Annotated in this window: 10 protein-coding genes; 6 read left to right on the forward strand and 4 right to left on the reverse strand. The window is 51.9% G+C overall.

What is annotated here, in order from left to right; translation table 11 throughout:
• Positions 1-250 precede the first annotated feature (250 nt).
• Entirely contained in the window at positions 251-820 is a 570-nt protein-coding gene (locus tag ACJJIS_RS08680) for a L,D-transpeptidase family protein (protein WP_444928099.1), read from the forward strand.
• A gap of 135 nt (positions 821-955) precedes the next feature.
• A complete protein-coding gene (rraA, locus tag ACJJIS_RS08685; protein WP_475710018.1) occupies positions 956-1,435 on the forward strand; it encodes a ribonuclease E activity regulator RraA in 480 nt (159 codons plus the stop codon).
• Between the two features lie 69 nt (positions 1,436-1,504).
• On the opposite strand, the gene ACJJIS_RS08690 is transcribed toward rraA, so the two are convergent.
• Positions 1,505-2,944 carry a di-heme oxidoredictase family protein gene (locus ACJJIS_RS08690; RefSeq protein WP_475710019.1) on the reverse strand — a complete coding sequence of 480 codons (1,440 nt, stop codon included), beginning with the start codon at positions 2,942-2,944 and terminating at the stop codon, positions 1,505-1,507.
• Between the two features lie 153 nt (positions 2,945-3,097).
• Here ACJJIS_RS08690 and ACJJIS_RS08695 point away from each other — a divergent pair, with 153 nt between their 5' ends.
• From ACJJIS_RS08695 to ACJJIS_RS08705, 3 genes are read left to right on the forward strand one after another with little or no spacing between them, the layout of a single operon-like run.
• Positions 3,098-3,337, forward strand: a complete 240-nt coding sequence (locus ACJJIS_RS08695) for a hypothetical protein (protein WP_413662261.1) — start codon at positions 3,098-3,100, stop codon at positions 3,335-3,337.
• On the forward strand, positions 3,285-5,519 hold the full coding sequence (locus tag ACJJIS_RS08700) for an acyl-CoA dehydrogenase (protein ID WP_475710020.1): 2,235 nt from the start codon (positions 3,285-3,287) through the stop codon (positions 5,517-5,519). Before ACJJIS_RS08695 ends, ACJJIS_RS08700 begins: the two co-directional genes overlap by 53 nt.
• 22 nt (positions 5,520-5,541) lie before the next feature.
• Positions 5,542-7,749, forward strand: a complete 2,208-nt coding sequence (locus tag ACJJIS_RS08705) for an acetyl-CoA hydrolase/transferase C-terminal domain-containing protein (protein WP_475710021.1) — start codon at positions 5,542-5,544, stop codon at positions 7,747-7,749.
• Between the two features lie 6 nt (positions 7,750-7,755).
• Here ACJJIS_RS08705 and pta read toward each other — a convergent pair whose 3' ends face one another.
• The 3 genes from pta to ACJJIS_RS08720 all read right to left on the reverse strand — a co-directional run bounded on the left by pta (position 7,756) and on the right by ACJJIS_RS08720 (position 12,969).
• A complete protein-coding gene (gene pta, locus ACJJIS_RS08710; RefSeq protein WP_475710022.1) occupies positions 7,756-9,930 on the reverse strand; it encodes a phosphate acetyltransferase in 2,175 nt (724 codons plus the stop codon).
• Positions 9,931-9,932: 2 nt separating this feature from the next.
• Positions 9,933-11,135 carry an acetate/propionate family kinase gene (locus ACJJIS_RS08715; protein WP_475710023.1) on the reverse strand — a complete coding sequence of 401 codons (1,203 nt, stop codon included), beginning with the start codon at positions 11,133-11,135 and terminating at the stop codon, positions 9,933-9,935.
• 235 nt (positions 11,136-11,370) lie between these two features.
• On the reverse strand, positions 11,371-12,969 hold the full coding sequence (locus ACJJIS_RS08720; protein ID WP_282932507.1) for an isocitrate lyase: 1,599 nt from the start codon (positions 12,967-12,969) through the stop codon (positions 11,371-11,373).
• A gap of 114 nt (positions 12,970-13,083) precedes the next feature.
• Here ACJJIS_RS08720 and ACJJIS_RS08725 point away from each other — a divergent pair, with 114 nt between their 5' ends.
• Entirely contained in the window at positions 13,084-14,019 is a 936-nt protein-coding gene (locus tag ACJJIS_RS08725; protein WP_108733532.1) for a LysR family transcriptional regulator, read from the forward strand.
• The last annotated feature ends 39 nt before the right edge of the window (positions 14,020-14,058 follow it).

The raw sequence follows: 14,058 nt of genomic DNA on the forward strand, positions 1-14,058 counted from the left end.
CATTACCCAAAAAATACAAACCTCTATCAGCTGATCCACACAGAAGAATTCATTCTAAATCTTTCCGCTCGCCTCAATAGAATCGGAAGAGTCCTAAGGTTGCGTGTAAATCGAAAAACAGATTGCGCAATGTGCTCCGTAAAAATGTTCGCCGTGGGCCCTGGCCCCACTGGCGCGCACCTGAAAATTACCGACAGACTGTTTATCTGTTGGATTCAGGGCAGGGTACCCAGACTCGGTGAGGTGAGCTATGCAAACGAGTAGACAGTTTCAAATCCCCATACTTCATGTCTTTTTGATGATGTGCCTTATGGCTTTAATGGCAGCGCCACCGGCAGATGCAAAGCCACGCGCATCTAATTGGTTTGATGATCGCGCCGCAGCCAGGGGTGGTAGTCCATCAATTAGAATTGATTTAAGTGAGCAGCGCGCATATCTGTATAAAGGTGGGAAATTAGTTGGTGTCTCCCGTATTTCTTCGGGGAAGCGCGGTTATAGCACACGCCCCGGACATTTTCGTGTGTTGTCCAAACACCCTTATCACCGCTCGTCTATTTATGGCAGTTTTGTTGATAGACGCACCGGCAGAGTCGTGAGATCGAATGTAAATACTCGAAAGCATCGTCGCCCTGCGGGTACTGTGTATCGCGGTGCAAAAATGAATAATTACATTCGTTTTAATGGCGGTATCGGTCTGCATGCCTCTGGCCACGTGCCCGGCTATCCCGCTTCTCATGGTTGTGTACGTATGCCCCCACATATGGCGAGAAAGTTCTATCAGCATGTGCGTGTAGGCACGCCGGTTCGTGTAACACACTAGTTTCAATTTCGTGGCAGCGAAGGCTTGGCCGGGTATTATCCATCGTGGTGATACCCGGTATTTATTTGCCTCTTAGCTCTTCTACTTTTTTCCCGCTATTATCCTTCTCTTCCATAGATTGCTGCGAGAATATTGATGCTCAAGTCAACCCCCGATTTATGTGATGCCTACCCTGATGAGGTGCGAGTAGTTGATCCTATGTTTGTCAATTACGGTGGCCGAGATCGTTTTGGTGGGCAGATTGTCACTATCAAATGTTTTGAAGATAACTCCCTGGTGCGAGAACTGGTGGCTGAACCGGGGCAGGGCAAGGTTTTGGTTGTAGATGCCGGTGGATCTATGCGGCGGGCTTGTCTTGGCGATATGCTGGCAGAAAAGGCGGTTGCCAACGGTTGGGAAGGTATCCTGATGTATGGCTGCATTCGCGATGTAGATGAAATCGCGGAACTGGATCTGGGGGTGCAGGCACTTGGTAGCCATCCAATGAAAACAGAAAAAAAGGGAATTGGTGAAAGAGGCCTGGCGGTGAGCTTTGCCGGTGTGGATTTCCGCCCGGGGGAATACCTCTACGCGGATAACAACGGTGTAATTGTGGCGGGTAAGGCACTGACCTAAAAACACCAGTAAGTCCATTAGGTCTGGAAACTGGCAGCCCAAAAGCGCTGCCAGTTGTTGAGAATCAACTCAGCGGGGATCAATTAGATCATCAGCGGGGTTCTCCGGCATTCTCAGGGACATCAAAAATGCCAAGATCTTATTCTGATCATTTTCACTTAAATACTTGAAATTCTGTGCTGCGTTACTGGCCTCGCTTCCGGGGCTGTCGTGGAGAAAAATGGCTTCTGCCAACGTAGTGGCTCTGCCGTCGTGTAAATAGGGCGCGGTATCGGCCACTCCCCAAAGGCGTGCGGTAATAAACTCACGGTTTTGCTGGTCCGTTTGGAAGAAGGCGTTCTCAGCCAGCCCCTCGCCCATATCGTGGCGCTTGAGATCAGAGAACATTGCGACCTCTATTCCGCCATTGCGGGTTTGGCGAAAATTTGTCGGTTGCTTGGTGAGGTCCACTTCGTAAAAAATGTCTTCAAAGGGAGTTTCTGGAGAGCCGGTAAGTTTATAAGGGAGGGTCCTTCTCTGGGTTACCATCGTTGGGCGGTGGCAGTCGGCGCAGCCAATATCGGAGAAAAGCCTCCGGCCGTCACGGTGTTCTCTGTCATCGACATCGAATGGTGGTTCCAGGGTGGTAATAAAGATACTCAGTGCGGATAAATCCCCAACGGTGATTTCGTTGACGACTCCGTCATTATCAGCATCTGCTGTTGCTCCGCCAAAGGCTTCCGAGGCCTGCATCCCCATATGAAATGCCAAGGCGGAGACATCGAACTCCCTGACTGAGGCGTTGTCACCTTTTCGACCAAATGGCCTGACAACCAAATCGTGCTCGACGCCTTCGACATTGGTTGTATCCAAATTGCCGTACTCGTCGGCAATGATGCTCCCAAAACTGACTGATTTTGTTTCCAGTTCAACGATGGTGCCGGGGTTGTTGAGGGCGTGTTGTTTAAGATTTTGTAATTCATGGGTCATCTCACGACCAACCAATTCAATCCCCCCAGCGCCAAATAAAAATACCGGATTAATCAGCCGCCCATCAAACTCTGCGATACCGTCAAAGTTTTCATCGATAACATCGATATTGGCGGGACGGAATAATACGCTGGTTCCGAATCCTCCACCTCCGCCAATGCCCAATCTGGGTGGCGTTGTTCTATTGCTGATAACGGTGTGGCACTCCAGGCAATTTTGCGCATCGAGGCCATTGACCCGTAAAAATGTGCCATTACCTTGCAGGGTGGGCCTGTTACCTCCGGTGGGGGAGTGGTTGTCCGGTTCAGAAAAATCGTGGGGACCATCACCAAAGCCGTCGTAACGATTGAAAGGCGTGCTGAAAATAATCAGCCCCGCTTCACGTATTTCGTCGAGGTGCAGTTGTCCTTGGGAAATTTCATCCTGGCTAATCCTATCTGCTGGGTCTAAGCGCGGTTCTTCGCCGATAAGATCGGCGTAAATTAATGAAGGGAGCATCAGGCTGATGCTGGTGAGAGATATTGCCGTTAATCGCTTCATGTCAAAATCCTTGTTTATTTTTGTTTCCCTTTCAAAAAGTTATAAGGCTAAGTCCCTGGAAAAATGGTTATTTAATTGAAAGGGGGTGATGGGGTCTCACAATACGAATTGCTGTGGACGGAGTGAGAAAAAGCTAATCTCAATAACTTTTCAATGGCCCTAAAAAAAACAACGCCGGTTTTGTTGAAAAATAAAATGTCTATCAGGGTAGGGGCATGGATTTCTTCTGTGAATTCTTACCTGCAATCAAACGTCTCCTATTATTGTGCATTGATGACTCTCTCGACCCTGCGGGAATTGGCAGTGTTTGTTGCAACGGCTGCCGCTATGGAAGGTGAAAATGAGCGAATTGCGCAAAAAATTCTTTACCGCGCCTCTTTTAAAAATTATTAAACGGGTACTTCCGCCAATTTCTGAAACAGAAAGGGAGGCGATGGAAGCGGGTGAGGTTTGGTGGGACGCTGAGTTATTGTCAGGTAAACCACATTGGGATCAGTTGTTGGGGATGGGTCCACCTGCGCTCAATGAAGAGGAGCAGGCTTTCCTGGAGGGGCCAGTCGAAGAGCTGTGCCGAATGATCAACGATTGGCAAATTAGCTATGTGGATCGCAATATTCCGGAGCATGTTTGGGATTTCCTACGGAAAAATCGCTTTTTTGGCATTATTATCCCCAAGAAATATGGCGGCCTTGGCTTTTCCCCGACAGCTCATGCGGAGATAGTGACCAAAATTACCACCCGCAGTACCTGTGTGGGTGTCACAGTAATGGTGCCTAACTCATTGGGCCCGGGAGAGCTGCTACTGGCTCACGGTACGCAAGGGCAAAAAGATTACTATTTGCCACGTCTGGCAGATGGCACTGATATTCCCTGCTTTGCGCTGACCAGTCCGGAGGCCGGATCTGATGCGGCATCCATGATTGACCGTGGCGTAGTCTGTTACGGCGAATATCAAGGCGAAAAGGTCCTTGGTATGCGTGTTAATTGGCACAAGCGCTATATCACCTTGGGCCCGATAGCTACGGTGTTAGGTTTGGCCTTCAAACTCTATGACCCGGACCATATTCTCGGCGATGAAGAAGAGCTGGGTATTACGGTTGCCCTGGTGCCCACAGATACACCGGGAGTTTCCATTGGTCAGAGGCATCTCCCAGCACTGCAAGCATTTCAGAACGGGCCCAACTGGGGAAAAGATGTTTTTATGCCCATGGATTGGATTATTGGCGGCGAGGAGAATGTCGGCAAAGGTTGGGAGATGCTGATGAGTGCCCTTGCCGCAGGCCGAGGAATTTCTTTGCCATCCCTGTCTACCGGTGGGGCAAAAATGGCCGCGCGCATGACTGGCGCTTACGCCCGGGTTCGAGAGCAATTTAATGTGCCCGTTGGTCGCTTTGAAGGCGTGCAACGCCGCTTGGCTGAAATTGCTTCTATCGCCTTCGTATTGGATAGCGCCCATAAAACGACTACCCGTGCTCTGGATGAGGGGCGAAAGCCAGCGGTGATCACCGCAATTATGAAAGCCAATGCTACTTGCGGTCTACGCCAGGCCATTATTGATGCAATGGATATCCATGCGGGCAAGGCCATTATGGATGGTCCATTAAATTACCTGGGTAATGTTTATCGAGCGATACCGGTAGCAATTACGGTAGAGGGGGCCAATCTTCTCACTCGCAGTTTGATGATCTTTGGTCAGGGTGCAATTCGCTGTCACCCCTATATCTTGCAGGAAATGTTGGCGGCAGAAAATCCGGATCATGAAGCGGGTTTGGATGAACTGGATAAGTTGCTGCCCAAACATATGTGGTTTCAATTCAAAACCCTTTGTCGGGGTATTTTTCACGGCTGGACGGTGGGCTTGTTTGCCAGCAGCCCTCGCAACGTAGGGCACGCTGCCAAGTACTACCGGCAACTGAATCGGTATTCGGCGGTGCTATCTCTGGTCACCGAATTTTCCTTGATGACTCTGGGAGGAGAACTCAAGCGAAAAGAATTAATTTCTTCCCGATTGGGCGATGTCTTGAGTCAGCTGTATCTACTCAGCTGCACCCTGAAGCGCTTTTATGATGATGGCAACCCTAAGGATGACCTCCCTCTGCTGGAATTTGCCATGCGAGATGGATTGCATAAGATCGAAGTCAACTTGTTGGAGGTGTTTCAAAATTTCCCCCGGCCATTTATTGGCCAAGTAATGCACTTCCTCACCATGCCTTGGGGTCACAGTGTCCACACCGCATCGGATCGGCAAGCCAAGGCCTGTGCGGAATTACTGTTGACGCCGTCGGCGACTCGCGACCGGCTGACCAGTGGGGTCTTTCTCGGAACTCCCGGGGATGGAGTGGATATTGTTGAGCAGGCGTTTGATCGGGTATGCGCTTCCGAGCGGGCTCGTGAAAAATTAAAAAAAGGCGGTATTCGCAACCTGAGCAGGGATAGCGTGGAAGAAGGGTTAAAGAAAAATCTAATCAGCGATGAAGAGGCTGAGATACTCTACGATACAGCGGATGCTGTGGAGAAGGCAATTCAGGTGGATCACTTTGAGCACTTGGGTGGGTGTGCGGGCACAGTCCAATAAGGTTTGAGGAAAGCTACCTCCGATGGAATCTGCGCACAAGAATTCTCCAGAGAGCTTTACCAGTGCCGAGGAGTGTGTCGATAAGCTCTTAGAAGTTGTCGGCAAGAAAATAGTATTGGCCTTACCGCTGGGGCTTGGTAAGGCAAACCATTTCGCTAATACGCTATACGCTCGAGCGGCAGAAGATCATACGATTTCACTGACGATATTTACGGCCCTGACGCTGGAGCGCCCCCGTGGGGATAGTGATATTTCCCGGCGCTTTATCCAGCCACTTCTGGATACCCATTACAGTCAATACCAAGACCTTGCTTATGTTCCCGCGAGGAGGAAAGGGCACCTGCCAGGTAATATCCAGGTAATTGAATTCTTTATGGAGCCCGGTTCGCTGCTCGGCAACAACTATGCGCAGCAACACTACGTGAGTGCAAATTATACCCAGGTACCCGGTGAGCTGATCAGTCGGGGGGTTAACGTTATTGCGCAAATGGTGGCGCCTTCAGAGTGTGGAGATAGGTACAGTTTAAGTTGCAACCCAGACCTGACACTGCCTGTTCTAAAGCTGGCAGCTCAGCGCAAAGACTATCCCCTGTTTTTATTGGGTGAAGTAAATACACAGCTGCCCTATATCCATGGAAGCAGTGAGCTACCGGCCAGTGCTTTTGACTTTTTGTTGAAAGGCGAGACTTTCGATACGCCGCTGTTTGCGGCTCCGGCCCTGCCAGTAACCTTTACCGAATACAGCATCGCCTACCATATCGCCAGTCTGGTTGAAGATGGAGGAACCCTTCAAGTAGGTATCGGCGCCCTGGGAGATGCGGTTTGCCATGTACTGCGCTTGAGGCATAAGGAAAACGCCCTCTTTTGCCGGATTCTGGATGACTTGGTGGAAGAGGATGCTAAGCGCTACCGAGAGGAACTGCCTCTATGTACTGGCACCTTTAAGCGGGGCCTTTACGGGGCCAGTGAAATGGTGCCCCACGGTTTTCTCCATCTGCGCAGAGCCGGAGTTCTGACCCGTAAAGTCTACGCTGATGCGACAATTCAACATCTGCTCGATAGCGATCAGATTACTGATACTGTGCAGGAAGAAACGCTGCTGGCATTAAAGAATGCTGGCCGTATCAGTTGCCCTTTAACCGTGGCAGATACAGATTTTTTACAGCAGCTTGGCATTGTGGACCCCAGCTACAGTTGGCGGGGCCATAAGTTGCTGACTCCTGATGGTGAAGAAGAGGAGTGTGATCTTCACAGCGAACATGGGCGCCGCCGTCTAATTGGTAGTTGCCTGAATAAAAAGATCGCTGGGGGGGTCTGGTTACATGGCGGCTTCTATCTGGGGCCGGAACTTATGTATCGAGAGTTGCGGGATCTGGACCCTAGGGAGGGTGCAGGTCTCGATATGATTGACATCAGTTTTACCAATGACCTCCAATCCCAAAGAGACCTAAAGCTGGCGCAGCGACAGCATGCGCGCTTTGTAAATTCGGCCATGATGGTGACACTTGGGGGGGCGGTTGTCTCGGATGCCTTGGTGGATAACCACGTGGTGAGTGGGGTGGGGGGGCAATATAACTTTGTCGCCCAGGCTTGGGACTTGCCAGGGGCTCGATCCATTATTGCGCTCCCCAGTGTGCGAATGCGCGATGGAATCTGCGAGAGTAATATTGTATGGGAATATCCTCACACGACAATTCCCCGGCATTTGCGCGATGTGGTTGTGACGGAATATGGCGCAGTCGATTTGCGTGGTAAAACAGACCGGGATGTAATGGTGGCCATGCTCAGTATCTGTGATACCCGCTTTCAAGCCGTATTGCTAGAGCAGGCTAAGCACGCGGGGAAGATAGAAAAAAGCTTTTCTATTCCCGAGAGTTTTAATAAAAACACACCTGAACACCTCGCCAGTGTATTCAATGACGAAAAATGCCTGGCGGAACTGCCTCACTATCCACTGGGTACTGATTTCTCTGATGAGGAAGCCCTGCTAGCGGTGGCCCTACAGCACTTGCGCTCCGCTGATAAAAGCTGGTGGAAAGTGCTGGCCAATATTTTTAAAGGCCGCCGGGTCTGGCACGATAAATCCTCAAGTGCCGACTATATCCAACGCTGCTTACAGCGAATGGGGTACGATCATACAGAGACCTATGAGCACAGGCTGGAAGCCTATATCGTTGCTGCCGCGTTACAAGAGTATATCGACCAGCGTAGGCCTTTGCGCCGGGAGTAAATAAAATTAGTGAAGTTTGCCCTGGGCCTGGATGGCGGTGAGGGCAATGGTATACACAATATCATCCACGAGTGCGCCCCGTGATAGGTCGTTAACCGGCTTGCGCAACCCCTGCAACATTGGCCCAATACTCACTAAATCAGCGCTGCGTTGAACGGCTTTGTAGGTAGTGTTGCCGGTATTCAGGTCGGGAAAGATAAAAACTGTGGCCCTGCCGGCTACGGGGCTGTGCGGGGCTTTTTGGGCAGCGACATTGCGGATTAAGGCGGCGTCGTATTGAAGGGGGCCATCAATAATCAGCTGCGGTCTCTTCTGTTTGGCCAGCTGGGTGGCCTCGCGGACTTTATCGACATCGCTGCCGCTGCCGGATGTGCCGGTGGAGTAACTGATCATTGCGACTCGGGGTTCTATACCAAATGCCGCTGCGGAATCTGCTGATTGAATGGCTATAGCGGCGAGTTGCTGTGCATCGGGATCGGGATTGATCGCGCAATCTCCGTAGACCAGTACCTGTTCAGGGAGCAGCATAAAAAATATCGAGGAAACCAGCTCTTCATCCGGGGCGGTTTTGATCAGTTGCAGGGCGGGCCGAATGGTATTGGCTGTTGTGTGAATAGCTCCGGACACCAGTCCATCCACTTCACCCAATGCCAACATCATGGTTCCGAGAACCACATTATCCTGTAGCTGCTCGAGTGCCACCACTTGAGTAAGTCCCTTGTTTTTACGCAGGGCAACCATGGGTTCCACATAGTGTGCCCTCACCGCCTTGGGATCGACAATTTCCAACTTTTTATTGAGCTTTAACCCCTGCTGCTCGGCAATTTTGAAAATATCTTTTTCTTCGCCCAGTAAAACTGGGTGTGCGATCTCTCTCTCCAGGCAGAGCTGGGCGGCGCGAATTGTGCGGGGTTCGGTGCCCTCGGGTAGGACAATCCGCATAGTGCGGCGCCGGGCCATTTCCGTGAGGTGGTAGCGAAATGCCGGAGGTGAAAGGCGTTTGGGGATTTCACTTTGTTGGCTCAGTGATTCCACCCATGCTTCATCCAGGCGACTGGCGAAAAATTCCTGCACCCGGTCCACGCGATTTCTGTCATCTGATGGGGTGCGCAAATTAAAAGTCTGCAGTGACATCACCGTGTGCCAGGTATTGGAAGGTACCAGTAAAATGGGAAGGCCTGTTTCCATGGCCGGGGTACACAGTTTCAAAATGGCTTTGTCCAAATGGTAGCCGCCGGTTAATAGCAGGCATCCAATTTTGACTCCATTCATAACGGCCAAACATGCGCCCACAACCACGTCGGGCCTATCGGCAGAAGTCACCAGCATGGCCCCGGGCTTAAATCTTCTCAACATATTGGGCAGTGAGCGGGAGCAGAAAGTGACGGTATGCAACCTGCGTGTTTCCAGCTCTCCTTTATTGAGTACCTTTGCATTAAAGTGCCGCGCCAGGTCGAGAGCACGAGGGGAGAGCAGTTCTGCATTCCAGGGAATAAAACCGACAATACGCAGTGGAATCTGCTTTGAAAGTATCTCAGGGGTCAGGCTAGGGGGGCTTTCTTTGCTAGATTCCAGTTGTGAATGCAGTCCAATTAAATGAGCTCCGGGAGTATCCATAATTTCCGCTGGCAGACCCACTTTATTGATGATGCAGCCCACCACGCGCTTCGCATCCTCGCCGCCATAAAGACGTACGGCAAACTCCAGTCTCTCGCGAAGTTGCTTAATTGAGTCACTTGCACCGGGGGATGGACAGGCGACGAGTACCACTTCCGCATCGAGGGTTTTGGCAATTTGATAATTCAGCTGGTTAGTCACGGGATTGTCGCGGCTGGGTAGCACGCCTTCGATCACATTGACTTCAGCCTTCGCCGAGATTCGTCTGAAGCGGGCGAGAATCTCTTCCAGTAAATCCGCCATTTTTCCGGTGGATACCATCGAGTCCGCATATTCGGCACTCAGTGAGCTGGGGATGGCCAGGTTGGATGTTTGCCGCAAGATCTCAGTGGTGCGCTCTATAGTGCCGTCTGGGGGTGGGGGCTCGGCAACAGGTTTAAAAAATTGAAGCTCAATACTTTTTCGGTCTAACGCCCGAATTAAACCCAGGCTTACAGAGGTGATACCGGCTCCCGCTTCCAGAGGAACCAGCATCAGGGTTCTGGCATTGCTGTGTCGCAGCATGTTTAAGACTGCACCAAGCGCGATGTATCCCGGGCAATAATCCAGTCTTCCTTAGTGGGGATTACCAGGATGTTGGGAGTTTCCTGCGCAGAGATTAACCCCTCTACTTGCGACTTGGTTTTCTGATTGGCTTCGGGGTTGAGTTGGTAGCCTAAGGGCTTGAGCCATTCGATGGTCCGGCTTCGCACCCCGGAGGAGTTCTCCCCGATACCGCCGGTGAATACCAAAGCATCGACGCTACCCAAGGGGATGGTGTAAGCAGCAATATATTTGGCCAGGCGGTAACAGAATATTTCCAGGGCGAGTTTGGCTCCCTTATGATCTTTCTCGGCAGCTTGCTCCAGTGCACGGCAATCACTGCTCAGGGTGGATATGCCCAGCATACCGCTTTCTCTATTTAGCAACTGCTCTAGTGAGTCTTGGGTATATCCAAGCGCTTGCTGTAAGTAGAGGAGTATTCCCGGGTCCAGATCGCCGCAGCGACTCCCCATTACCAGTCCTTCAAGAGGTGTAAGCCCCATGCTTGTATCTACACTGCGCCCCTGTTTGATGGCGCAAACAGAGGCGCCGCCACCGAGGTGAGCAGCAATAATATTGAGTTCAGCCGTCTGTTTTCCCAGTAGTTCAGCGCACCGCTCGCCAATGTACTGATAGCTACTGCCATGCATGCCATAGCGGCGGATCTTGTACTCTTCGTACAGTGGGTAGGGGAGCCCGTATAGATACGCATACTTCGGCATTTGCTGATGAAAGGCGGTATCAAAGACGGCGACTTGGGGTAGTTGGGGGAAGGCATCTAGGGAGGCGTAGATCCCCTTGAGAGCAGCGGGGTTATGCAAAGGGGCCAAATCACAGCACTCTTCGATACAGGCCATCACCTTCTGATTGATCAGAACGGAGCTGGAGAAATGTTCGCCGCCATGGACGACTCGGTGACCTATCGCTTTTAACCCGTCCTGTAACTGTGACCAGGCTCGGTCAAACTGTGTTACCAGCTCATTAATTACTGCCGCGTGGTCGCTATCCAGCGCGAGCCTATGGGAGTCTTCTGTTCCTTGATAGTGCCACTTCAGTTTGGCTTTGGGGGTGCCAAGGGCTTCCGCGATACCGGCAAGGTGTTCTGCACCCGAATCTGGGTCCAGCACGGAAAACTTCACTGACGAGCTGCCGCAATTGAATATCAGAATTAAATTTTGATCGCTCATGATGCGCGAATTTCAACGAGGGTGCTTTAAGGCTAGCCGAGGAGTTGTCTTTAAGAGGGAAAGAACCGGGGTAGTTCAGTTTCGGAATTAAAAAGGGCCGCAGTAGCGGCCCAAGTAATAAAAATTGCAGAGATCAAAGCGTAGGCAAACTTGCGGTGCTTTGAGATGAACCCAATGGGTTCAAAAAAAGAGGCGTCAAGTGCCGCCTCAAAGTTACTGAAACCGTACCGGTCGATTAACCGAACTGGTTCATGGTGTTGTCTTTACCACCAGCCTTCAGGGCAGCATCACCAGCAAAGTATTCTTTGTGGTCGTCGCCGATGTCGGAACCAGCCATGTTCTGGTGCTTAACGCAGGCGATGCTCTGACGGATCTCTTTGCGCTGTACGCCTTTCACATAGCCCAGCATACCTTGCTCACCGAAGTACTCTTTGGCCAGGTTGTCGGTAGACAGGGCCGCAGTGTGGTAAGTCGGCAGAGTGATCAGGTGGTGGAAGATACCAGCTTCGCGAGCCGCGTCGGCCTGGAAGGTACGGATCTTCTCGTCGGCCGCTGCAGACAGCTCAGAGTCGTCGTATTCGGCGCTCATCAGGTTGGCGCGGTCGTATGCGGATACGTCTTTACCCTCTTCAGACCAAGCATCGAATACCTGCTGACGGAAGTTCAGGGTCCAGTTGAAGGACGGGCTGTTGTTGTAAACCAGCTTCGCATCGGGAACGACTTTGCGGATTTCGTCCATCATGCCGCCGATCTGGCGAACGTGAGGCTTCTCGGTTTCGATCCAGATCAGGTCTGCACCGTTCTGCAAAGAGGTGATGCTGTCCAGGATGCAGCGCGCTTCGCCAGTGCCCTTGCGGAACTGGAACAGGTTGGAAGCCAGACGCTTAGGACGCAGCAGCTTGCCTTCGCGGTTGATGATTACGTCGCCGTTGGCCAGCTCGGAAGCATCGATTTCTTCGCAATCCAGGAAGGAGTTGTACTGGTCACCCAGGTCACCCGGCTTATTGGTTACAGCGATTTGCTTGGTCAGGCCAGCGCCCAGGGAGTCGGTACGGGCAACGATAACACCGTTGTCTACGCCCAGTTCCAGGAACGCGTAGCGAACTGCGCGGATCTTGGCCAGGAAGTCTTCGTGAGGAACGGTTACTTTACCGTCCTGGTGACCACACTGCTTCTCGTCAGAAACCTGGTTTTCGATTTGGATACAGCAAGCACCCGCTTCGATCATTTTCTTGGCCAGCAGGTAAGTTGCTTCGGCGTTACCAAAACCTGCATCGATGTCGGCGATGATCGGTACAATGTGAGTCTTGTGGTTGTCGATCTTGTCCTGGGCAGCTTTCTCAGCTTCTTTATCGCCAGCTTCGCGAGCGGCGTCCACTTCGCGGAACAGGTCGTTCAATTCGCGGGCATCAGCCTGGCGCAGGAAGGTGTAGAGCTCTTCGATCAGAGCAGCTACGGAAGTTTTTTCGTGCATGGACTGGTCGGGCAGAGGACCGAATTCGCTGCGCAGAGCGGCGACCATCCAGCCGGACAGGTACAGGTAGCGGCGGTCAGTGTTGCCTTCGAAGTGCTTCTTAATAGAAATCATCTTCTGCTGACCGATGAAACCGTGCCAGCAACCCAGGGACTGGGTGTACTTGGACGTGTCCTTGTCGTAGTTTTCCATGTCGGCGCGCATGATATCAGCGGTGTACTTGGCGATATCCAGGCCGTGCTTGAATTTGTTCTGGGCACGCATACGGGCAACAGATTCGGGATCGATGGCGTCCCAGGAGCTGCCATGACTTTCACGGAGCTTTGCTACCGCGTCGATGTCTTGAGTGTAAGTGGACATGACTGTAAATCCTTAAACGGTGACTGCGATTAGGTGTTGAGTATCTTAGGAGGAGTGGCATAATTTGCCTAATTTATTGATTTTATTTTCACTATCGATTTGGCGAATAGATGTATGCAACTGGAAAGAGCTGACCTGAACCTGCTGGTTTACCTCGATGTGCTGCTGCGCGAACGCAATGTGACCCGTGCAGCCAATTACCTGGGGCTGTCCCAGCCGGCCATGAGTAATGGCCTGAAGCGCCTGCGGGAACTGTTTGACGATCCGTTGCTGGTGCGCACCCGTGAGGGCATGATGCCCACGGAAAGGGCTTTGGAATTGCAGCCGATGGTGCGCGAAGCACTCTCTTCCATTGATCGGGTTATCCAGCCAAATCGGGATTTTGACCCCGCCAATACCCGCCGCACTTTCCGCATCATGGCCAGTGACTACGCCGAGTCCACTTTGATTCCGCCGCTGCTAAAGCAACTGCGGGATGACGCCCCGGGTATCAGCTTGGATATCATGACGCCCAGTGATGTGAGCTTTGTGGATGTAGAGCAGGGCAAGGTGGATATGGTGATCAACCGCTTTGACAGTATGCCGCAGAGCTTTCACCAGGCCACCGTATGGCGCGATAGCTTCTCCTGTGTGATGCGCGCCGATAACCCGATACTCCGGGATTACAATCTGCAGAGTTATCTGGAAGCCCAGCATATCTGGGTGAGCAAGACCGGTATGGGGGTGGGTGTCGGGGTTAACCCGGAAGATGTACAGCGCTTGGGCTGGGTGGATGAGGCCATAGGTCGTTTGGGGGAGAAGCGGGATATCTCCGTTTTCACCCGTCACTACCAGGTAGCTATGCTGCTGGCTGAACAGAGCGATCTAATCGTAACGGTGCCCACTCGCTTGGCCCAATTGGCCAGTGATAATCCCCGCGTGGTGAGGCGTGATCCGCCCCTGGATATTCCCAACTTGGAGTTAAAAATGGCTTGGAGCCCGCTGTTGCAACAGAGCGCCCCGCACCGCTGGCTGCGCCGTTTAATTCTCGATATTGGCCGCGCTTTGTAACGATGTTGCCGGTGGGCGCTGTGTCTGCGCGGTTCTGTC

It is taken from the genome of Microbulbifer maximicatervae (SeqCode) (assembly GCF_056231245.1).

What these genes read in the sequence shown, in the direction of transcription:
- ACJJIS_RS08705 (WP_475710021.1), top strand. Translation starts at nt 5,542, where the DNA reads ATGGAATCTGCGCACAAGAATTCTCCAGAGAGCTTTACCAGTGCCGAG.
- ACJJIS_RS08680 (WP_444928099.1), top strand. Translation starts at nt 251, where the DNA reads ATGCAAACGAGTAGACAGTTTCAAATCCCCATACTTCATGTCTTTTTG.
- ACJJIS_RS08700 (WP_475710020.1), top strand. Translation starts at nt 3,285, where the DNA reads ATGAGCGAATTGCGCAAAAAATTCTTTACCGCGCCTCTTTTAAAAATT.
- ACJJIS_RS08720 (WP_282932507.1), bottom strand. Translation starts at nt 12,969, where the DNA reads ATGTCCACTTACACTCAAGACATCGACGCGGTAGCAAAGCTCCGTGAA.
- pta (WP_475710022.1), bottom strand. Translation starts at nt 9,930, where the DNA reads ATGCTGCGACACAGCAATGCCAGAACCCTGATGCTGGTTCCTCTGGAA.
- ACJJIS_RS08715 (WP_475710023.1), bottom strand. Translation starts at nt 11,135, where the DNA reads ATGAGCGATCAAAATTTAATTCTGATATTCAATTGCGGCAGCTCGTCA.
- ACJJIS_RS08690 (WP_475710019.1), bottom strand. Translation starts at nt 2,944, where the DNA reads ATGAAGCGATTAACGGCAATATCTCTCACCAGCATCAGCCTGATGCTC.
- ACJJIS_RS08695 (WP_413662261.1), top strand. Translation starts at nt 3,098, where the DNA reads ATGGCCCTAAAAAAAACAACGCCGGTTTTGTTGAAAAATAAAATGTCT.
- rraA (WP_475710018.1), top strand. Translation starts at nt 956, where the DNA reads ATGCTCAAGTCAACCCCCGATTTATGTGATGCCTACCCTGATGAGGTG.
- ACJJIS_RS08725 (WP_108733532.1), top strand. Translation starts at nt 13,084, where the DNA reads ATGCAACTGGAAAGAGCTGACCTGAACCTGCTGGTTTACCTCGATGTG.